The sequence below is a fragment of the Sphingobium sp. S6 genome (genome assembly GCF_905120495.1).
In the GTDB taxonomy this organism is placed as follows: domain Bacteria; phylum Pseudomonadota; class Alphaproteobacteria; order Sphingomonadales; family Sphingomonadaceae; genus Sphingobium; species Sphingobium agri.
The window spans coordinates 572,657-592,829 of record NZ_CAJHOG010000001.1 but is presented as its reverse complement, the minus strand read 5'-3'; the positions used below and the strand labels follow the sequence as shown (position 1 = coordinate 592,829).

15 protein-coding genes are annotated in these 20,173 nt (G+C 62.0%); 7 read left to right on the top strand and 8 right to left on the bottom strand.

Annotated elements, in window-relative coordinates; all coding sequences use genetic code 11:
* Positions 1 to 142 precede the first annotated feature (142 nt).
* The 5 genes from SPHS8_RS03005 to SPHS8_RS02985 form a co-directional block, all read right to left on the bottom strand.
* Positions 143 to 2,128 carry an acetyl-CoA carboxylase biotin carboxylase subunit gene (locus tag SPHS8_RS03005; protein WP_201513891.1) on the bottom strand — a complete coding sequence of 662 codons (1,986 nt, stop codon included), beginning with the start codon at positions 2,126 to 2,128 and terminating at the stop codon, positions 143 to 145.
* A 165-nt stretch (positions 2,129 to 2,293) separates the two neighbouring features.
* A complete protein-coding gene (gene bioB / locus SPHS8_RS03000; protein WP_201513889.1) occupies positions 2,294 to 3,295 on the bottom strand; it encodes a biotin synthase BioB in 1,002 nt (333 codons plus the stop codon).
* Positions 3,292 to 5,445, bottom strand: coding sequence for a methylmalonyl-CoA mutase (gene scpA, locus SPHS8_RS02995; RefSeq protein WP_201513887.1), 2,154 nt, complete (start codon positions 5,443 to 5,445; stop codon positions 3,292 to 3,294). Before scpA ends, bioB begins: the two co-directional genes overlap by 4 nt.
* Positions 5,446 to 5,607: 162 nt before the next feature.
* A complete protein-coding gene (mce, locus tag SPHS8_RS02990; RefSeq protein ID WP_201513884.1) occupies positions 5,608 to 6,045 on the bottom strand; it encodes a methylmalonyl-CoA epimerase in 438 nt (145 codons plus the stop codon).
* 104 nt (positions 6,046 to 6,149) lie between these two features.
* Positions 6,150 to 7,682 (bottom strand): acyl-CoA carboxylase subunit beta, encoded by a 1,533-nt coding sequence (locus tag SPHS8_RS02985; RefSeq protein ID WP_201513883.1) that lies wholly within the window; start codon positions 7,680 to 7,682, stop codon positions 6,150 to 6,152.
* 122 nt (positions 7,683 to 7,804) lie between these two features.
* Here SPHS8_RS02985 and SPHS8_RS02980 point away from each other — a divergent pair, with 122 nt between their 5' ends.
* A complete protein-coding gene (locus SPHS8_RS02980; RefSeq protein WP_097092769.1) occupies positions 7,805 to 9,220 on the top strand; it encodes a helix-turn-helix domain-containing protein in 1,416 nt (471 codons plus the stop codon).
* A gap of 74 nt (positions 9,221 to 9,294) precedes the next feature.
* Complete coding sequence (locus tag SPHS8_RS02975; RefSeq protein ID WP_201513881.1) at positions 9,295 to 10,011, top strand: 2OG-Fe dioxygenase family protein; 717 nt, start codon at positions 9,295 to 9,297, stop codon at positions 10,009 to 10,011.
* A gap of 28 nt (positions 10,012 to 10,039) precedes the next feature.
* Here the strand turns inward: SPHS8_RS02975 and gor are convergent, their stop codons facing one another.
* On the bottom strand, positions 10,040 to 11,386 hold the full coding sequence (gor, locus tag SPHS8_RS02970; RefSeq protein ID WP_201513880.1) for a glutathione-disulfide reductase: 1,347 nt from the start codon (positions 11,384 to 11,386) through the stop codon (positions 10,040 to 10,042).
* Between the two features lie 69 nt (positions 11,387 to 11,455).
* Entirely contained in the window at positions 11,456 to 12,961 is a 1,506-nt protein-coding gene (gene pgi, locus SPHS8_RS02965; RefSeq protein ID WP_201513879.1) for a glucose-6-phosphate isomerase, read from the bottom strand.
* A gap of 178 nt (positions 12,962 to 13,139) precedes the next feature.
* On the opposite strand from pgi, the gene lepB reads away from it, so the two are divergent.
* The 5 genes from lepB to SPHS8_RS02940 all read left to right on the top strand — a co-directional run bounded on the left by lepB (position 13,140) and on the right by SPHS8_RS02940 (position 17,500).
* A complete protein-coding gene (gene lepB, locus SPHS8_RS02960) occupies positions 13,140 to 13,964 on the top strand; it encodes a signal peptidase I (RefSeq protein WP_097091514.1) in 825 nt (274 codons plus the stop codon).
* Positions 13,919 to 14,632, top strand: coding sequence for a ribonuclease III (gene rnc / locus SPHS8_RS02955; protein ID WP_201513878.1), 714 nt, complete (start codon positions 13,919 to 13,921; stop codon positions 14,630 to 14,632). The genes lepB and rnc overlap by 46 nt, the downstream gene beginning before the upstream one ends.
* A gap of 149 nt (positions 14,633 to 14,781) precedes the next feature.
* A complete protein-coding gene (locus SPHS8_RS02950; RefSeq protein WP_236574941.1) occupies positions 14,782 to 14,997 on the top strand; it encodes a GIY-YIG nuclease family protein in 216 nt (71 codons plus the stop codon).
* Between the two features lie 33 nt (positions 14,998 to 15,030).
* Positions 15,031 to 15,939 carry a GTPase Era gene (era, locus tag SPHS8_RS02945; protein ID WP_201513877.1) on the top strand — a complete coding sequence of 303 codons (909 nt, stop codon included), beginning with the start codon at positions 15,031 to 15,033 and terminating at the stop codon, positions 15,937 to 15,939.
* Positions 15,940 to 15,997: 58 nt separating this feature from the next.
* Positions 15,998 to 17,500 carry an ABC1 kinase family protein gene (locus SPHS8_RS02940; protein ID WP_201513876.1) on the top strand — a complete coding sequence of 501 codons (1,503 nt, stop codon included), beginning with the start codon at positions 15,998 to 16,000 and terminating at the stop codon, positions 17,498 to 17,500.
* Between the two features lie 58 nt (positions 17,501 to 17,558).
* Here SPHS8_RS02940 and topA read toward each other — a convergent pair whose 3' ends face one another.
* A complete protein-coding gene (gene topA / locus SPHS8_RS02935) occupies positions 17,559 to 20,132 on the bottom strand; it encodes a type I DNA topoisomerase (protein WP_201513875.1) in 2,574 nt (857 codons plus the stop codon).
* Positions 20,133 to 20,173: the final 41 nt, after the last annotated feature.

The following is a 20,173-nucleotide window of genomic DNA, read 5'->3' as shown; positions in this document are numbered from 1 at the left end:
ATCGCAGCAGCGGCCACTGCCAGACGCGGACCAGCGGGAGCCGTGATAAGCTCACCCCGGGTCCCATCTCCCCTTTGGCGCGTGCGTAATGGCGGGAAAGCGCGGCAGGAAAATGGCCCCTGCCGCGCCATGACCACCAACCCTATTCGAGTTCCAGGATGATCGCGTCCACAGGCAGGCTCTCACCCTGAGCCGCCGACACGCTCTTCACCGTACCCGCCTTCTGCGCGCGCAGGATGTTCTCCATCTTCATCGCTTCGATCACGGCCAAGGGCTGACCGGCCTCAACCTTGTCGCCTTCCTTGACGTTCAGGGAGACGAGCAGGCCCGGCATCGGGCAGATCAGGAAGCGCGACAGATCCGGCGGAATCTTTTCGATCATATGCTTGGCATGCACCGCCGCATGGGCCGGCAGGATACGCAGTTTGTGACTGGCGCCATGAGCGGTCAGGACAAAGCCGGAGCGAACCGGCGCGATCTTTACCGCCAGCAACTCCTCGCCAAACTCGGCCTCGATCAGGCGATCACCGGGCGTATATTCCAGTGCCATGTCGATCGCTTCACCATCGACGGTGACATCGTCGCCGCTGATCACGACATCATGGATCGCGTCACCGATCTTCACCTGCCAGCCCGTCGGCGCGCGCAGCTTCTTGCCAAGCTGGCCATCGATGCGACGAGCACGGTCGGCCTGTGCCATTGCAGCGAACGCACCGATCGCAGACAGCTTCCTGACGAGCGCTTCGGAAGCTGGAGCGCCAGTGAAGCCTTCGGGATATTCCTCCGCGATGAAGCCGGTGGTGATGTTGCCCGAACGGAAACGCTCATGCTGCATCAGCGCCGACACGAAATCGATATTGTGGCCAGGTCCTTCGATCTCGAACTGGTCGAGCGCGGCGATCTGCTTGTCGATCGCCTCCAGACGGGTCGGCGCCCAGGTGATCAGCTTGGCGATCATCGGGTCGTAGAACATCGACACTTCGCCGCCCTCGACTACGCCGTCATCAACGCGCACGCCGTCCACGGCTTCCGGTGGATTGTAGCGGATCAAGCGGCCGGTGGAGGGCAGAAAGCCGCGATAGGGATCTTCTGCATAGACGCGGTTTTCGATCGCCCAGCCATTGATCTTCACATCCTCCTGACGGAAGCTCAGTTCCTCGCCATTGGCAACGCGGATCATCTGCTCGACCAAGTCGAGACCGGTGATTTCTTCCGTGACCGGATGCTCCACCTGCAGGCGAGTGTTCATTTCTAGGAAGTAGAAGCCATCGCCGGTCTTGTCCGCGCCCGACACGATCAGTTCGACCGTACCCGCGCTGAAATAGCCCACGGCGCGGGCAAGCGCGACGCACTGCTCACCCATCTTCTTGCGCATTTCAGGGGATACGAACGGCGAAGGCGCTTCCTCGACCACCTTCTGGTGACGGCGCTGGATCGAGCATTCGCGCTCGTTCAAGTAAAGGATATTGCCGTGCTGGTCGCCCAGGATCTGGATTTCGATGTGGCGCGGGCTTTCGATGAACTTTTCGATAAACACGCGGTCATCGCCAAAGCTGTTCAGGCCTTCGCGCTTCGTCGCTTCGAAGCCCTCGCGAACATCCTGCTCCGAATAAGCAAGGCGCATGCCCTTGCCGCCGCCGCCGGCCGAAGCCTTCATCATCACCGGATAGCCGATCTCGTTGGAGATGCGGACGGCATGTTCCGTATCCTCGATCACACCGACATAGCCCGGAACGACGTTGACGCCTGCTTCCTTTGCCAGCTTCTTGGATTCGATCTTGTCGCCCATGGCCGCAATCGCGTTGGCGGGGGGGCCAACGAAGATGATGCCTTCGGCGTCCAGCGCCTTGCGGAAGCTCTCGCGCTCCGAAAGAAAGCCGTAGCCGGGGTGCACGGCGTCAGCGCCGGTCTGCTTGCACGCTTCGATGATCTTGTCCGCGAGCAGGTAGGACTGGGCGGCCGGCGGCGGGCCAAGGTGCACCGCTTCGTCCGCCATCAGGACATGGGGCGAACGGGCGTCCGCATCCGAATAGACCGCAACGGTCTTGATGCCCATCTTCCGCGCGGTGCGGATGACGCGGCACGCGATTTCGCCACGGTTCGCGATCAGGATCTTGGTGATTGCCATTATCTGTCCTTGCCCAGTCCTATTGTGTTGCCCAGTCGGGCTAACTCTTCTCTGTCCCTCGGCGTCACCCTGAACTTGTTTCAGGCTCCATTTCGCCTCTCACGCTGAAGGCTGCGGAGGCCCGATGGTTGCTGAAACAGGTTCAGCATGACATATGAGGAGAAACTATTCCGCCGCCTCCAGATGCCCGTGCGGTTGCGCCATCATCGGCGTCATCCCGAGCTTTGAAAGCAGCGCGCTGTCCTTGTCGTCACCGGCATTGGCGGCTGTCAGCAGCTTGTCTCCGGTAAAGATGCTGTTCGCGCCCGCCATGAAGCAAAGTGCCTGACAGGCCTCGCTCATGCTCTCACGACCTGCCGAGAGGCGCACCATCGATTGCGGCATCACGATCCGCGCCACGGCGACGGTCCGCACGAACTCCACCTCGTCGATCTTCGCGAGCGGCGTGTCCTTCAGCATATCGCCCAGCACGGTTCCGGCCACCGGCACCAGCGCATTGATCGGCACGCTTTCGGGATGCGGCATGGTCGCCAGCGCGTGAAGGAAACCGATCCGGTCACTCCGCGTCTCGCCCATGCCGACGATTCCGCCGCAGCACACATTGATCCCTGCCGAACGCACATTTTCCAGCGTTTCGATGCGATCCTCGAATGTCCGGGTCGTGATGACGTTCGCGTAATTTTCCGGCGAGGTATCGATGTTGTGATTATAGTAATCGAGCCCCGCATCGGCGAGTTGCTTTGCCTGATCGGACGACAGCATGCCCAGCGTCATGCAGGTTTCCATGCCCATCTGGCGCACGCCCTTCACCATCTCGATGAGCTTGGGCATGTCCCGTTCCTTGGGATTGCGCCACGCTGCGCCCATGCAGAAACGGCCTGAACCATGGTCCTTGGCCTGCGCCGCCGCCTGCAGCACAGCCTGGACGTCCATCAATTTGGTGGCTTTGAGGCCGCTTTCCGCTTCCGTCGACTGGCTGCAATAGCCGCAATCTTCCGGGCAACCGCCGGTCTTGATCGACAGCAGGGTCGATAGCTGGACCTCATTGCGCGGAAAGTTCGCGCGATGGATCGACTGCGCCTCGAACATCAAATCGTTGAAGGGCAGGTCGAACAGCGCGCCGATTTCGTCGCGAGTCCAGTCAGTGCGAGGAGTGATCTCGGTCAAGCGGCTTCCTCCAGCCCCGCCGGGGGCATGTTGTGGCCGAGGAGGCGCAGCACGTCTGCGGCGCATTCCACGACATTGGAACCGGGTCCATAAATCCCCTGCACGCCCGCGTCACGGAGATAGTCATAGTCCTGCGGCGGGATGACGCCACCCGCGATGACCTTGATGTCGTTGCGGCCCTTTTCCCGAAGCTGCCTGATGAGCTCGGGGATGAGCGTCTTGTGCCCGGCGGCCAGCGACGAGGCGCCGACCACATCGGCACCGCTATCCAGCGCCAGCACCACGGTCTCCTCAGGCGTCTGGAACAGCGGACCCGATACCACGTCAAAGCCCATGTCCCCGAAAGCCGACGCGATCACGTTGGCGCCCCGGTCGTGGCCGTCCTGCCCCATCTTGGCGATGAGTAGTTTCGGCTTGCGGCCGAGGCGCCGCTCGACGGCCTGCACACCGTCAAGAACCTGTTTCCAGCGGCTGTCCTGCGCATAAGGTTTGGAATAAACGCCCTTAACCGGGGTCGGGACCGTGCCATAGCGATCGAAGCTGTCTTCCATCGCGGAGGAGATTTCCCCCAGCGTGGCCCGCGCACGGGCACATTCCACGGCCAAAGCGAGCAGGTTGTTATCGATGCTCGACGGCTTCGCGGCACCATCGCGCAGCGCCTGGAGCGCCGCCTGGCACTTTGCCTCGTCACGCCCGGCCTTGACCTTGTTGATGCGGGCGATCTGTGCCTCGCGCACCTTGCTATTGTCGACCTCCAGCGTTTCCAGCAGGTCTTCGTTCGCCAGGCGATATTTGTTGACGCCGACGATGACATCCTCACCGCGATCGACCCGCGCCTGGCGAGCAGCCGCCGCTTCCTCGATCATCGCCTTGGGCCAGCCTGCCGCCACAGCCTTCGCCATACCGCCCCCACCCTCGACGCGGTCGATAATCTCCTGCGCGGCATTGACCAGCTGCTGGGTTAGCGCCTCGATATAATAGCTGCCGCCCAGAGGATCGACGACCTTCGTCATCCCCGTCTCTTCCTGGATCACGATCTGCGTGTTGCGCGCGATACGTGCGGAAAAATCGGTGGGGAGGGCAATCGCCTCATCCAGCGCGTTGGTGTGCAGCGACTGCGTGCCGCCAAGCATCGCCGCCATCGCTTCGATGGTGGTGCGGATAACGTTGTTATAGGGGTCTTGCTCGGTCAGCGACACGCCCGAAGTCTGGCAGTGTGTGCGCAGCATCTTGCTACGTTCGTCCTGCGCGCCCAGCTTCGTCATGGCGCGATGCCACAGAACGCGGGCGGCACGCAGCTTCGCCACTTCCATGAAGAAGTTCATGCCGATCGCGAAGAAGAAGCTCAAACGCCCCGCGAACTTGTCGATGTCGAGCCCCGACGCGACGCCATATTTCACATATTCGATACCGTCCGCGATGGTGAAGGCCAGTTCCTGCACCTGCGTCGCGCCAGCTTCCTGCATATGGTAGCCGGAAATGGAGATGCTGTTGAACTTCGGCATCTCGCGGCTGGTATAGCCGAAAATGTCGGAGATGATCCGCATGCTCGGTTCGGGCGGGTAGATATAGGTGTTGCGGACCATGAACTCCTTCAGAATGTCGTTCTGAATGGTTCCGTCCAGCAGCTTGCGGTCGACGCCCTGCTCTTCGCCGGCAACGATGAAGAAGGACAGGATCGGGATCACCGCGCCGTTCATCGTCATGGACACGGACATCTGGTCGAGCGGGATGCCATCGAACAGGATCTTCATGTCCTCGACGCTGTCGATCGCCACGCCCGCCTTGCCGACATCGCCGACGACGCGGGGATGATCGCTGTCATAGCCGCGATGGGTGGCAAGGTCGAAGGCGACGCTGAGCCCCTTCTGCCCCGCCGCCAGGTTGCGGCGATAGAAGGCGTTGGACTCCTCGGCAGTCGAAAAGCCCGCATATTGGCGGATGGTCCAAGGGCGCCCCGCATACATGGAAGCGCGCACGCCGCGCGTGAACGGCGCAAAACCCGGCAAGCCGGGATCGACGGTCACGTCCTCCGCCGTATAGAGCGGCTTGACGGTGATCCCTTCCGGGGTATCCCAGTTCAGGTCCTTGCCCTTTACCTCCTTGGCGGAGGCGGCGGCCCACTGATCCAGCGTCGGCTTGTCGGTCATCGTTCCCATTCCCTTCCTCGCCCCTTCAGGGGAGAGGATACGCAGGCTTGTCAGCCTGGCTGACTAGCCGAAGTTGGAGAGGGGAGGCCCCTCTCCGCTGCGACAAAGGCCTGCTTCGCAGTCCAAAGTCTCGCTGCCTCTCCCCTGAAGGGGAGAGGCGAATCAGTGACTGCCTTTCGGCGTCTCCATGATCTCGGTCAGCACCCCGTTCATGTCCTTGGGGTGCACGAAGAAGATCAAAGTCCCATGCGCCCCGATGCGCGGTTCGCCCAGCACCTTCTTACCCAGCCCTTCGAACCAGGCCTTGGCCTCGTGAATGTCCGGCACCTCATAGCACATATGATGCTGGCCGCCCGCCGGGTTCTTGGCGATGAAACCATGGATCGGGCTATTCTCCCCCAAAGGTTCGATCAGTTCGATCTGGGTGCCCTCAGTGCCATTCTCGCCCGGCGTATCCACGAAGCACACCTTCACGCCCTGCGCGGGCAAATCGAAGGGCTCATGGATCTTCGTCGCACCCATGACATCGCGATAATAGGCGATGCTGGCTTCCAGCGAGGGCGTGGCCACGCCGATATGGTTCAAGCGGCCGAGTTTCATCACTAGTTCCATCTATTCTCGTCATCCCAGTGAAAGCTGGGATCTCATGCCTCAACGGACCACCAGCCTCCCGAAATGCCAGCTTTCGCTGGCATGACGTTAGTTTAAAGCGGAATGTTGTCGTGCTTCTTCCAAGGATTCTCCAGCGCCTTGTTGCGCAGCTTGCGCAAGCCAAGCGCGATCCGCTTGCGGGTCGAGTGCGGCTGGATAACCTCGTCGATGAAGCCCTTGCCCGCGGCCACGAAGGGGTTGGCAAAGCGGTCTTCATATTCCTTCGTCTTCTCGGCGATCTCGTCGGGCGTCTTGCCCCGGAAGATGATTTCCACAGCGCCTTTCGCCCCCATGACCGCGATCTCGGCGGTCGGCCAGGCATAGTTCAAATCGCCGCGCAGATGCTTTGAGCTCATCACGTCGTAAGCACCGCCATAGGCCTTGCGCGTGATGACGGTGATCTTCGGCACGGTCGCTTCAGCATAGGCGAACAGCAGCTTCGCGCCATGCTTGATGATGCCGGAATGTTCCTGAGCCGTACCCGGAAGGAAGCCCGGCACGTCCACGAAAGTGACGATCGGGATTTCGAACGCATCGCAGAAACGAACGAAGCGACCGGCCTTTTTGGACGAGTTGATGTCCAGCACCCCGGCCAATACCATCGGCTGGTTGGCGATGATGCCGACCGTCTTGCCCTCGATCCGGCCGAAACCGCACAGAATGTTGCCTGCGTGCGCGGGCTGCACTTCGAAAAAGTCGCCCTCGTCCACGACCTTGCGGATCAGTTCATGCATGTCATAGGGCTGGTTCGCATTCGCCGGGATCAGCGTGTCGAGGCTTTCCTCGATACGATCCCACGGATCGGCACTCGGGCGCTCAGGCACCGGCTCCTTGTTCGAAGCAGGCAGGAAGTCCACGAAATCGCGCACCGCGAGCAGCGCCTCGATGTCATTTTCGAACGCGACATCCGCAACGCCCGACTTGGTCGTGTGCGTCACCGCGCCGCCCAATTCCTCCTGGGTCACGACCTCATTCGTCACCGTCTTCACCACGTCCGGGCCGGTCACGAACATGAAGCTTGAATCCTTCACCATGAAGATGAAGTCGGTCATCGCAGGCGAATAGACCGCGCCGCCCGCACAGGGACCCATGATCACGCTGATCTGCGGCACAACGCCCGAGGCAAGCACGTTGCGCTGGAAAATTTCAGCATAACCGGCGAGCGAGGCCACGCCTTCCTGAATGCGCGCGCCGCCGGAGTCGTTCAGGCCGATCACGGGCGCGCCGACCTTCAGCGCCATGTCCATGATCTTGCAGATCTTCATCGCGTGCCGTTCCGACACGGCGCCGCCGTAGACGGTGAAATCCTGGCTGAAGACGAACACGAGACGGCCGTTGATCGTACCCGATCCCGTGACGACGCCATCGCCCGGGATATGCTGCTCGTTCATGCCGAAGTCGACGCAATTATGCTCGACATACATATCCAGCTCTTCAAAGCTGTCCTCGTCCAGCAGCACTTCCAGACGCTCCCGCGCGGTCAGCTTGCCCTTGGCATGCTGCGCGTCGATCCGGCGCTGGCCACCGCCCAGGCGCGCGGCCTCGCGCTTGGCTTCCAGCTGTTCGATGATAGCGAGCTTCGACATATAGAATATCTCTCCGGTGACGGCACGGATGACTACAGCTGCCCCTTTCCCATCTTTCACGCTTTTCGCAAATGCAAATTTGCCAATTTGCAAATCACGATTTCGCAAATTATGAGCGCCCCATGGCAAGAGGCAATCGCATTTTCGCAGGTCCGCGGCTGCGGCAGCTGCGGCTGGACCATCGCATGGACCAGGCGACGATGGCCTTGGCCTTGGGTATTTCGGTCTCTTATCTCAGCCAATTGGAAAATGACGACCGCCCCCTGACGGCCAAGGTCAAGGCAGCCGTGGCCAGCGCCTTTCCGACCGATTGGGCGAGCTTCGACAGCCGGGAAGAGGAACAACTACTCGGCGCTTTCACTTATGCGCTGGCCCACCCGGAGCTGCCCGGCCCACTGATGGACCCGGAGCGGATCGAGAAGCTGCACCTGCAATTTCCCGAATTCGCCGCCCGCTATCTCGACCTCTACAACGCTCATATGCGTGCGAATGAACGTATCAACATGATCGAGGAGGCGATCGCCAACGATCATGAGGTGCAGGCCCGCCTACCCTGGGAGGCCGCGCGCGACTGGTTCCATGAGGCTGGCAATTATGTCCACGTCCTCGATTGCCTGGCGGAGGACATGGCCTCCAGCGTCACCGCCGGGCAGGTTCTTGACGAAGGAATGCTGGTCGAAGCGCTCGCCCGGCGGCATGGCATCGAGACGCTGATTGCCGACACACCGGATTCCGCGCTGCGTGCCTATTCATCCAATGATCGCCGCCTGTTCATAAACGCCGCCCTGCCAGTGGAAAGCCGAAAGTTCATGCTGTCGCATCAGCTGATGATGCTGGAGGGTCAGACGGTGATTGCGGATGTGGTCAATCGCGCGGCCCTGCCCGTGGAAGGCGCCGACCGGCTGCTTGCCATAGGGCTTGGCAATTATGCGGCCGGCGCGCTGCTGATGCCTTATGCCCAGTTCCGGGCGGCTGCGCGGGAAGTGCGCCATGATATCGACCGGCTTGCGCGGCGCTTCGGGGTCAGCTTCGAACAGGCGTGCCATCGCCTCTCGACCCTCCAACGGCCCGGCCTTCGCGGCATTCCCTTCTTCTTCTGCCGGGTCGACATGGCGGGCAATATCACGAAGCGGCACAGCGCCACCCGTCTCCAGTTCGCGCGTTTCGGCGGGGCCTGCCCGCTCTGGAACGTGCATGAAGCCGTCGCCATCCCGGACCGCATCAACGTCCAGCTCGGCGAGACACCGGACGGAGTGCGCTATGTCTCAATGGCGAAGGGATTGGTGAAGCCGTCCGGCAGCTATTCGCGCACCCCCCGCCGCTTCGCCGTCGTGCTGGGGTGCGAAGTCGCGCATGCAGCCAATTTCGTCTATGCAGACGGCCTTCAGCTTGAAATGGAAGGTGCCGCCACGCCGATCGGCATCACCTGCCGCCTCTGCCCGCGCCAAAGCTGCGACCAGCGCGCCTTTCCGCCCGCTGACAGGCCTATTCGCGTCGATCCGGACAATCGGCAGATCGTTCCCTATTGGATTGGCTGAGGCGACCGCGGTTCATCCCAGCTTGTGCGAACTGGCTCTGTCGATCCCTTTCCCGGCCGCCTAAGAGGCGACACATGCATCAACTGACCTCCGACACGCGCGATCTTCAGGAAGAGCTCACCAGCTGTGGCTTTGCGCGTGTGGCCGGGCCGGAGATGCTCGCAAGACTGAACGTCGGGGATGTGGCATGGAACGCGTTCGCGCGAAGCTGGGACGATCTGGGCCCTGATCTCTACATGGCCGACGGCGGCCGCTACCGACGTCGCCGTCACGCGGCCTTCGAAGCGAGGGAGGGCCATTTCACGCGCAAGCCGCACCAGCCGCATTTTCAAAGCCGCGACTACAACCCCTTGAACGGCGATGTGCAGCGCTGGTTCGATCCGGTTCACCAGGACACGATCGATAGTCCGGTAATGCAGGCCATCCTCGCCTTTTGCGCAGCGGCCTTCGATCAGGCGGGTTCAAAGCGCTGGCACGCGGAAATGCACCAGTTCCGTATCGAGACGTGCGAAGATGACGTCGGGCGGCCCACGCCTGAAGGACTGCATCGGGACGGCGTTGATTGGGTATTCGTCATGCTCATAGAGCGCCGCAACGTCAGCGAAGGCGTCACCCGGATAGGTGCGCCTGATGGCACGCCGCTTGGCGAGTTCACGCTGGCCTTGCCCGGTGACAGCGTGCTGATCGACGATCACCGCATCCTGCATGGTGTGACAGAGATTCACGCGGTCGAACCAGGCTCGCCCGCGTGGCGCGACGCGCTTGTCGTAACTTTTGCAGATAACGGCTAACGCGCGGCGCTTATTCGCAATCTATCGATCACTTCAGCAGAACAAGTTCCTCTGCCATGCTGGGATGCAGCGCGACCGTGTCATCGAACTGTTCCTTGGTAAGGCCAGCCTTCACCGCAACGGCCGCGGCCTGCAAAATCTCCGGCGCATCCGGGCCGATCATGTGCAGACCGACAACCCGGTTCGTCGTCGCGTCTACCACCATCTTGTAAAGCGCCCGCTCGTCCCGCCCCGCGAGCACATTCTTCATCGGCCGGAAGTCGGACGTATAGACCTTGACGGTGCCCAGCTTGTTCTTCGCCTGAGCTTCGGTGAGGCCCACGCCAGCCAGCGGCGGATGGCTGAACACCGCCGAGGGCACACAATTATAATCAATGGTCCGGGGATTATCGCCAAACACCGTGTCGGCAAAGGCATGTCCCTCACGAATGGCAACCGGCGTAAGCTGCAAGCGGTTGGTGACGTCGCCCACGGCATAGATGCTCTCGCAACTGGTACGGCTATAGTCGTCGACCTTGATCGCGCCCTTGTCGTCCAACTCGACGCCCGCATTCTCGAGGCCCAGCCCCTCGACATGCGGCTGGCGACCCGTGGCGAACATCACCGTGTCGCAGGGGATGGGATCGCCGTTGCTGAAATGCATGCACAGGGTGCCGTCGTCATTCTTTTCGATCCGCTCCATTTCCGCATTGAAGCGGAACTGGATGCCCTTCATCGTGGAAATCTGGAGTAGCCGGTCGCGGATCTGCTCGTCATAGCCCCGCAGCAGCGTGGAGGACCGGTTGACGATGGTCACATGGCTGCCAAGCTGATGGAAAATGCCCGCAAATTCATTGGCGATATAACCCCCGCCAACGATCACCATCCGCTTGGGGGCATCCTCCAGGTGGAAAGCTTCATTGGACGTGATGCCATGTTCGGCGCCTTCCAGTTCGGGCACTGAAGGCCAGGCGCCTGTCGCGACCAATATATATTCCGCGGTCACTTCGCGGCCGCTTGCCAGCTTGACCGAATGTGGCCCGGTGATGGTCGCCCGCTCGGAAATCAGCTCGACCTTATGACTGTCGAGCGTATTGCGATAGAGGCCCTCCAGCCGATCCACATCGGCCAGCACATTGTCACGCAGCACCTTCCATTCGAAGTCGCAATCCGGGACGCTCCAGCCAAAGCGCCGCGCGTCCTTCAAATCCTCGGCAAAATGCGCGCCATAGATCAGCAGCTTCTTGGGCACGCAGCCGCGAATGACGCAGGTGCCGCCGACCCGATATTCCTCTGCGACCGCGACCTTGGCGCCATGCGCCGCCGCCACGCGCGACGCCCGGACGCCGCCGGAACCCGCGCCGATGACAAAAAGGTCGAAATCATAGTCGCTCATGCTGGTCTCCGCTGGTCGTGGCCGGATATGGCGGCTATCCAGCGGAGTTACAAACGGCTTTTGATGCCTTCAGGCTCCGCCCAGCGCCAGATCGATCAGCGCCATGGTCGATGGATCGAAGCCCTTAGTCCCTTCCGCCTCGATGGACTTGGCGATCTCCTTGCCCAATTCGACGCCGAACTGATCGAATGGATTGATCCCCATCAGCACCGCATTGGCAAAGGTCCGGTGCTCATAAAAGGCGATCAATGCGCCCAGCGCGTCCGGGGTCACATCTTCCAGCAGGATCGTGGTGGATGGACGGTTGCCGGGATAGGCCCGCGCGGGATCGGCATCATTCTCCTTGCCCCGCATCAGCGCCGCCCCTTGGGCAAAGCAGTTCACCAGCAATGCGCGGTGATGCGCCGGGTCCAGAGCGTGGCCGGGATCGATCGAAGCGACAAATTCGACCGGGGCCACGATGGTCCCCTGATGCAGCAGCTGGAACACCGCATGTTGCGCATCCGTGCCGACGCCGCCCCATGTGATCGGCGCTGTCGGCCCATCGACCGGCTTGCCATCGCGCGTGACGCTCTTGCCATTGCTCTCCATCTCCAGTTGCTGGAGGTAGGAAGGCAGCAGCCGCAACCGCTCGTCATAGGCGAACAGAGCGCGTGTCTGGCATCCCATGATGCGGCCATAATATTGGTCCACGAAAGCAGCGATCAGCGGAGCGTTCTGCGCCGGATCGGACAGCCGGAAATGCCGGTCCATGGCCGCCGCGCCCTCAAGCAGGCTTTCGAACGCATCCCAGCCAAGCGCCAACGCGGCCGGAAAGCCGATCGAAGACCAGAGGGAATAGCGCCCGCCCACTGTCTCGGAAAATGGCAGGATACGCGTTTCGTCCACGCCCCACTCGATCGCCTTGTGCGGACTGGCGGTCAACGCGATCACCTTGCCATAGGGGTCCTCCACGCCCGCCTCTACCAGCCAATTGATCGCGCTCGCCGCGTTCAGCATGGTTTCGGTGGTGGTGAAGGTCTTTGACGCGACCGCGATCAGGGTCGCTTCGGGATCGAAGCGCGCAATCACCCGTTCCAGGGCCGTGCCGTCTACGTTGGAGACGATCGCGACATCATAGCGCGCGCCGTCCCCACCCAGCGCATCCACGATCAGGTCCGGCCCCAGCGCCGATCCGCCGATCCCGATGTGCAGTATATGACGTATGGGGCCCAGCGCTTCACCTTCGATCGCATCGATCAGAGCGCGCATGCGGGCATGCAGCATCTTGGCGCGCGAAACGCTTTCCGCATTGCCCTCGCCCCGTTCTGCGGGATGCTCTGCCGCGCGGCCTTCACTATTGTTGATCGGCTCGCCCGCGAAAAGGGCGTCGCGCCATTTGGCGAAGTCCTTTTCCTCCGCCAGCTTCAGAAATCCTTCCAGCAGTTCGCTGGTCAGGTGCGTCTTCGACCAATCGAACCGCAAAGGTCCCTGCGTAAGCGTGAACTTGCTCAGCCGGTTAGGGTCCGAAGCGAAAACGGTCTTCAGTTCAGGCCGCGGGAGTGCCGCAATGGCCTCCAGTGCAGGGCTGGGCATGGAAGCGTAAATCCTCTTATTCGTTGCTGATGACGACACTGCACCTGTCGATTCTCGTCCTTCTTACCCAAGCGTAACGGCCAATGCACCGCCCGCTATGCTTGACGGCGGGTTTACAACGCAGCAAAAGCCGCAACGGCCTGTTTTCAAGGCGGATCGAAGGATTAGACAACAAAGCATGAGCGCAAAATCCGAAACGCGGGATTTCCTATGGTTTCTCGCTAAGCTGGCGGTGTTCGTCTTTGTCCTGCGCAGCTTCATCGTTTCTCCGTTCAATATTCCGTCTGAATCGATGCAGCCGCGCCTGCTGATCGGCGACTATCTGCTCGTCGCCAAATGGCCTTATGGCTATTCGCGCTACTCGTTGCCCTTCAACTTGCCGCTGATCCCGGGGCGCATTCTCGCCTCGACGCCGAAGCGCGGGGACGTGGTAGTGTTCAAGGCGCCGCCGAACCAGAAGAATGATTATATCAAGCGGGTCATCGGCTTGCCCGGCGACATGATATCGGTGCGCGGGGGCACGGTCTATCTGAATGGGCAGGCCATTCGGAAGCAGAAGGTCGCCGACCTCGTCATTCCCGTCTCGCCCAACATGCTGGACGCCGCCGCCAAGGAGGGCAGTCCCTCCCCCTGCTATCGCCCGAAGTTCGAGGAAGATGCGCCGAGCGGCGGACGTCAGTGCCGCTATCCGCAATATCGCGAAACACTGCCGGGCGGCAAAAGCTACAACGTCCTCGACCTCGTTCCGGATGGCGCAGCCGACGATCGCGACACGGTGCTGGTGCCCGAAGGCCATCTCTTCATGATGGGCGACAACCGCGATCGCAGCGCGGACAGCCGCTTCCCGGCGGTCGAAGGTGGCGGCATCGGACTGGTGCCGGAGGAAAATCTCGTTGGAAAGGCGATGATCTCCGTCTTCTCGACCGACGGCAGCGCCAATTGGCTGCTCCCCTGGACATGGTTCACCGCCGCGCGCTGGAACCGTATCGGGGAAGGCTTTTGACAAAGGCCGACACGTCTGGCTGGCTCGCCGGGCTGATCGGACGAGCACCTGAGGATGAAGCGCCCTTTCGCCAGGCGCTCACCCATGGCAGCGCGAACGCCGTCAATTATGAGCGGCTTGAGTTTCTGGGCGATCGCGTGCTGGGCCTGATCGTCAGCGAATGGGTCTATGAGCGGTTCGCCAGTGAACCCGAAGGCAAGCTCTCACGCCGCTTCAACGCATTGGTGTCGGGTGAGACCTGCGCCGACGTTGCGCGCGCGGCTGGCGTGCCGACGCATCTCGTCCTTGGCAAGCAGGCCCGCGACGATGGCGCGGCAGACAGCGACAATGTGCTAGGTGACGTCATGGAGGCGCTGATCGGCGCGCTCTACCTTGAAGCGGGCCTGGACGACGCCCGCGCGCTGGTCCGCCGCCTTTGGGCCAACCGGGTCGATACGCAGGAAAGCGCACCCAAGCATCCCAAGTCCGCTCTTCAGGAATGGGCAGCCGCCAACCGCCGCAAGCCGCCCGAATATGCAATGACCGATCGCTCCGGGCCTCATCATGCGTTGAAGTTCACGGTAACGGTGAGCATCAAAGGCGCGGGAGAAGCAAGCGCAACGGGAGGAAGCAAGCAGGAGGCCGAGACGGCTGCAGCGAAGGCGTTGTTGGACAAGCTGAGCAGTTGAACCCCGTTTCTCCCGCGTTCCTCAACATCCGTTCGCGCTGAGCTTGTCGAAACGCTTTATTACCTTTCTGAGCGAAGATGGCTTTCTACACCTACATGCTCCATTGCGCCGACCGCAGTTTTTACATCGGCCGCACCGATGATCTTTAAATGCGCATCGCCCAACATGAGGCAGGCACCTTTCCCGGTTACACTAAAAGCCGTCGCCCGATAAAACTGGTCTGGTCGCAAGAGTTCGGAACCCGTATGGAGGCGCTTGAAGCTGAGCGTCAGATCAAAGGCTGGGGCCGGGCAAAGAAACTAGCGCTGATTCGTGAAGACTGGAGCCTCATCTCCACCTTAGCGCGCTCGAAAGAAGAGAAGTAAGGCGCTTCGATAGGCTCAGCGCGAACGGAGTAAATGTTGCACGACGTAGAAAATCAACGCTGCGGCGTCATCGCCATCGTGGGCGCCCCCAACGCCGGCAAATCCACGCTGGTTAACGCGCTGGTCGGCCAGAAGGTCGCGATCACCAGCCCAAAGGCGCAGACCACCCGTACCCGCGTCATGGGCGTCGCGATCGAAGGTGATGCGCAGATCGTCCTTGTCGACACCCCCGGCATCTTCGCGCCCAAGCGCCGCCTCGATCGCGCCATGGTTCAGGCCGCATGGGGCGGCGCGCAGGGCGCTGACCTGATCGCGCTCATTGTCGATGGGAAGGCGGGTCTCGGCCCCAAGATGGAGCCGATCATCGAAGCGCTGACCCACCGGACCGAACGCAAATGGCTGATCCTCAACAAGGTGGATATCGCCATAAAGGAGAAGCTGCTGGTACATACCCAGAAGCTTTACGAACGCATTGGCTTCGAAGAGACATTCTTCATCAGCGCCGCGACCGGCGATGGCCTCGCTGAACTCAAGACCGCCTTCGCCAATGCCATGCCCCAAGGCCCGTGGCACTTTCCGGAGGATCAGGTTTCCGACGCGACGGACCGCATGCTGGCTGCTGAAATCACACGCGAGCAGCTCTACCACCAGCTGCATGCCGAACTGCCCTACGCCGCCGCCGTCGATACGGAGAAATATAGCGAGCGCGAAGACGGCTCTGTTGAGATCCATCAGCAAATCCTGGTCGCCCGCCCCACTCAGCGCGCCATCGTGCTCGGCAAGGGGGGGCAGCGGCTGAAGGAGATCGGATCGAAGGCGCGCGCGGAACTTGCACAGCTGCTTGGGGTCAAGGTCCATCTCTACCTCCACGTGAAGGTGAAGGAAGATTGGGAAGACGACCGCTTCATCTATCGCGACATTGGCCTCGACTGGGTCGAATGATCATGCCCTGAAAAGGTGCACGCCCGAAACAATCGGCGTGGCGCTTCGTTGACGCGCCATGCTCAAGACCATCGTCGTTGCCGCCCGCGACCGTGAGCGGCTGGCCGAAATCACTGCCGTAGCGACCCGTTTCGGCCTTGACCTGCTCCTCGCCAGAATGGGTCTTGCCAAGGAAAGGGACGGAGCCTCTCCACCCGACCTGCCCGGCCGCACGCGGCAGGCGCTGGAAGCGCTTGGCCCCACCTACGTGAAACTCGGCCAGATCCTCGCCACGCGCGCCGACCTCCTGCCGGAGGATTGGATATCCGAATTTGAAAAGCTGCATAGCGCAGCGCCTACCCTCGATTTCTCCACGCTGCGTCCCCTGTTGGAAGAGGCATTGGGTGAGCCGGTGGAGACGGCCTTCGCCCGGTTCGATGAAGCCCCCCTCGCCGCCGCCTCCATGGCGCAGGTGCATCGCGCTGCCCTGCACAATGGCCGCGAGGTCGTCGTCAAAATCCGCCGTCCCGGCATACGCAAGTCGATGGAAGCCGATCTCCGCCTGATCTCCCATCTCGCGGGGATCGTTGAGGCGAGCAACAGGGAAGCGCGCCGGTTCCAACCCCGCGCGCTGGTCCAGCAATTGCTGGACACGGTCCTGGAAGAACTGGATTTCACCAGCGAAGGCCGCAATGCCGACCGTCTGCGCGCAGACCTTGCAGAGCAGCCGCGCGTCGTCATCCCCGAAATCCATTGGCCGCTCAGCAGCGAGACTGTGCTGGTCATGGACTATGTCGAAGGCATAGCGCCCCGTAATGCAGAGGCGCTTCGCGCCGCCGGGATCGATCCAGCCGCCATAGCCGATCTCGGCGCGGACCTCGTTCTTGAAATGGTGCTGGTGAATGGCCGCTTTCACGGCGACCCTCATCCCGGCAATCTTCTCTGCCTGCCGGGCGATCGCCTTGCCCTGCTGGACCTTGGCCTTATCGGCCATGTCAGCGCGCGGCGGCAGCAGGAATTTCTGGCCTTCATCCTTTCCCTGCGTTCCAACGACGCGGAAACGATGGCGGACACGCTCATCGGCTGGCATCAGGGCGACCGTCCCTCACGCGAGCGCGTTCTCATGGCGTCGGAGCAGTTGATCGCCCGCCATGGCTCCGGCCCGCTGGTGCTGGGCCGCATGGTCGCCGACTTCTTTCCGCTGATCCGCAAGGAAGGGCTGGTCCTGCCACCCGACCTCGCGCTCATCTTCAAGGCGCTGATCACCATGGATGGGGTGCTGGGCACGATTGAGCCGGGCTTCGACTTGTCGCAGGCGCTGCAACGCTCCCGCGCCCGCCTTATTGCTCATCGCCTGACAGCCAGCCAGTCGCCCGAAAAGCTGGTCCCGCTGCTGCTGGAACTATCGCGGATCACTGACGACGCCCCCCGCATGCTCCGCGCCCTGACGCGGAAGCTGGAAGCGGAAGGCGGCGCCGCCAATGGACTGACGGACGGAGCGCTGATCACCGCCGCAAAGTGGCTCGCGGCAGCGATCCTGATGTCCGCAGCAGCGGTGACGGCCGGGTTGATGCTCTCCTAGCCCTCGTCTCCGTTCGTCCTGCGCCTGCCGGAGGGCTCAGGACGAACGGCAACGGACTTTACTCCGAGGCCGCCGCCTTCTTCTTGGCAGGCGCTTTCTTCGCCGCTGGCTTCTTGGCCGCACCATCCTTCTTTGCCGCTGCCTTCTTGGGCGCCTTCTTCTTCCCCTTCTTCGCAGGAGCCGCAGCCGCCCGCGCGTCGATCAACTGTGCCGCCTCTTCCAGCGTCAATGCGTCCTGCTCGATCGTCTTGGGCAAAGTCGCATTGGTCGTGCCATCGGTGACATAAGGCCCGTAACGTCCCGCCATCAGCTTGATCTCGGCCTCCGTGCGCGGATGCTTGCCGAGCAGCTTGAGCGGCTCGCGAGACGCTCCACCGCGCGGTCCCTTGTTCACCGCGTCAGCGAGCTTCGCAACTGCGCTGTTCATCCCCACCTCGAATATCTCGGCGGTGGACGACAAGCGTCCATATTTGCCGTCGTGCAGCAGATAAGGCCCAAAGCGCCCGATATTCGCCACGATCGGCTTCCCCGTTTCGGGATGCAGGCCAACCTCGCGCGGCAGGCTCAACAGCTTAACCGCCCAGTCGAGCGTCAGTTCGCCGTCCGGAAGATCCTTGGGAATTGACCCGCGCTTGGCCTCCTTGCCCTCGCCCATCTCCATATAAGGACCAAAGCGGCCGGACTTGCGGACGATATCCTGCCCGGTTTCGGGATGCTGCCCCAGCACCTCCGGCCCCTTGTCCTCGCCACCGTCGCTGGCGCCCGGCTGTCCGAACTTGCGCGTATATTTGCACTCCGGATAGTTGGAGCAGGCGATGAACGCCCCGAAGCGTCCACCACGCAACGCCAGTTGCCCGTCACCGCACATCGGGCAGGCACGCGGATTGCTGCCGTCCGCCTTGGGCGGGAACAGCATCGGCTCCAGGAATTTGTCCAGTTCGGCGGTGATGTCCGACGGCTTCTGCTCCATGACTTCCGCCGTCTTCGGCTTGAAGTCACGCCAGAAGGCTTCCAGCACCGCCTGCCATTGGGCGCGCCCGCCGGAAATCTCGTCCAGCTCGTCTTCCAGACCCGCCGTGAAGTCATAGCTCACATAGCGTTCGAAGAAGCGCTCCAGGAACGCCGTCACCAAACGCCCGCTCTCCTCGGCGAAGAAGCGGTTCTTCTCCACCCGCACATAGTCGCGGTCCTTCAGCACCTGAAGCGTCGAGGCATAGGTGGAAGGGCGCCCAATGCCCAGTTCCTCCAGCTTCTTGACCAGCGATGCTTCCGAATAACGCGGCGGCGGCTGGGTGAAATGCTGCTCCGCCGTCACTTGTCTTTTGGCAGGGGCATCACCGGCGACAAGTCGCGGCAGCAGCTTGCTGTCGTCATCCTCCGCGTCATCACGCCCTTCTTCATACAGCGCGAGGAAACCGGGAAAGATCACCACCTGACCAGTCGCCCGCAACGCATGCTGCCCCGTGCCGTCGACCAGATCGATAACCGTCCGTTCCAGCCGCGCCGAAGCCATCTGGCTCGCCAGCGCCCGCTTGAAGATTAGGTCGTAGAGCCGCGCATGATCGCCCGACCCAACCTTGTCCCGCGAAAATTCGGTAGGACGAATCGCCTCGTGCGCTTCCTGCGCATTCTTCGCCTTGGTCTGATATTGGCGCGGCTTTTCCGGCAGATATCCGCCATCATAGCGCTCCGCGATCGCCCGCCTCGCGGCGGAGATGGCGCTGCCGTCCATCTGCACGCCATCGGTACGCATGTAAGTGATCGCGCCATCTTCGTAGAGCTGCTGTGCGATCCGCATCGTATGGCTGGCGGAGAAGCCCAGCTTGCGCGCCGCCTCCTGCTGCAACGTCGAGGTGGTGAACGGCGGCGGAGGGTTGCGCGAAACCGGCTTGGTCTCGACCTTTTCGACGGTAAAGCGCCCAGCCTCCACATCCGCCTTCGCGGCCATGGCGTCGCCTTCCTTGCCGATCGTCAGCCGGTCGATCTTCTCGCCCTTCCAGCGCACCAGCCGGGCGGTGAAGCCCTGCCCGCCCTGCTCCATCTCGGCCGCGACGGACCAATATTCCTGGGGCACAAAGCTTTCGATCTCGCGCTCGCGATCAACGACAAGGCGCAAGGCGACGGACTGAACGCGCCCGGCCGACTTCGCGCCCGGCAGCTTGCGCCACAGCACAGGCGACAAGGTGAAGCCCACCAGATAATCCAGCGCCCGCCGCGCCCGATAGGCGTCGATCAGATCCTCGTCCAAAGCACGCGGCTGCGCCATCGCTTCGGTCACCGCCTGCTTGGTGATCGCGTTGAAGGTCACGCGATCCACCTTCTGCGGCAGCGCCTTCTTCGCCCGCAGAACTTCCTGCACATGCCAACTGATCGCCTCACCCTCGCGATCAGGGTCAGTCGCCAGGATCAATCGATCGGCCTTCTTCGCCTCATCGGCGATGGCTTTGAGCTGCTTGCCCTTGTCCCCATAATTTTCCCATTGCATGGCAAAACCATTGTCGGGGTCCACCGACCCATCCTTGGGCGGCAAGTCGCGGATATGGCCATAGCTGGCGAGGACGTGGAAATCGCCGCCCAGATATTTCTCGATGGTCTTCGCCTTGGCTGGCGATTCAACGATGACAAGCTGCATTCATGCCCCGGTTTTAAAGTGCTCTCACGTACACGCGCGAG

Coding starts and splice junctions, on each gene's coding strand:
- SPHS8_RS02985 (WP_201513883.1), bottom strand. CDS start 7,682: ATGTCGAAGCTCGCTATCATCGAACAGCTGGAAGCCAAGCGCGAGGCC.
- era (WP_201513877.1), top strand. CDS start 15,031: ATGTTGCACGACGTAGAAAATCAACGCTGCGGCGTCATCGCCATCGTG.
- topA (WP_201513875.1), bottom strand. CDS start 20,132: ATGCAGCTTGTCATCGTTGAATCGCCAGCCAAGGCGAAGACCATCGAG.
- SPHS8_RS02950 (WP_236574941.1), top strand. CDS start 14,782: ATGCGCATCGCCCAACATGAGGCAGGCACCTTTCCCGGTTACACTAAA.
- mce (WP_201513884.1), bottom strand. CDS start 6,045: ATGAAACTCGGCCGCTTGAACCATATCGGCGTGGCCACGCCCTCGCTG.
- SPHS8_RS03005 (WP_201513891.1), bottom strand. CDS start 2,128: ATGGCAATCACCAAGATCCTGATCGCGAACCGTGGCGAAATCGCGTGC.
- scpA (WP_201513887.1), bottom strand. CDS start 5,445: ATGACCGACAAGCCGACGCTGGATCAGTGGGCCGCCGCCTCCGCCAAG.
- SPHS8_RS02980 (WP_097092769.1), top strand. CDS start 7,805: ATGGCAAGAGGCAATCGCATTTTCGCAGGTCCGCGGCTGCGGCAGCTG.
- rnc (WP_201513878.1), top strand. CDS start 13,919: ATGGTTCACCGCCGCGCGCTGGAACCGTATCGGGGAAGGCTTTTGACA.
- SPHS8_RS02940 (WP_201513876.1), top strand. CDS start 15,998: ATGCTCAAGACCATCGTCGTTGCCGCCCGCGACCGTGAGCGGCTGGCC.
- gor (WP_201513880.1), bottom strand. CDS start 11,386: ATGAGCGACTATGATTTCGACCTTTTTGTCATCGGCGCGGGTTCCGGC.
- SPHS8_RS02975 (WP_201513881.1), top strand. CDS start 9,295: ATGCATCAACTGACCTCCGACACGCGCGATCTTCAGGAAGAGCTCACC.
- pgi (WP_201513879.1), bottom strand. CDS start 12,961: ATGCCCAGCCCTGCACTGGAGGCCATTGCGGCACTCCCGCGGCCTGAA.
- lepB (WP_097091514.1), top strand. CDS start 13,140: ATGAGCGCAAAATCCGAAACGCGGGATTTCCTATGGTTTCTCGCTAAG.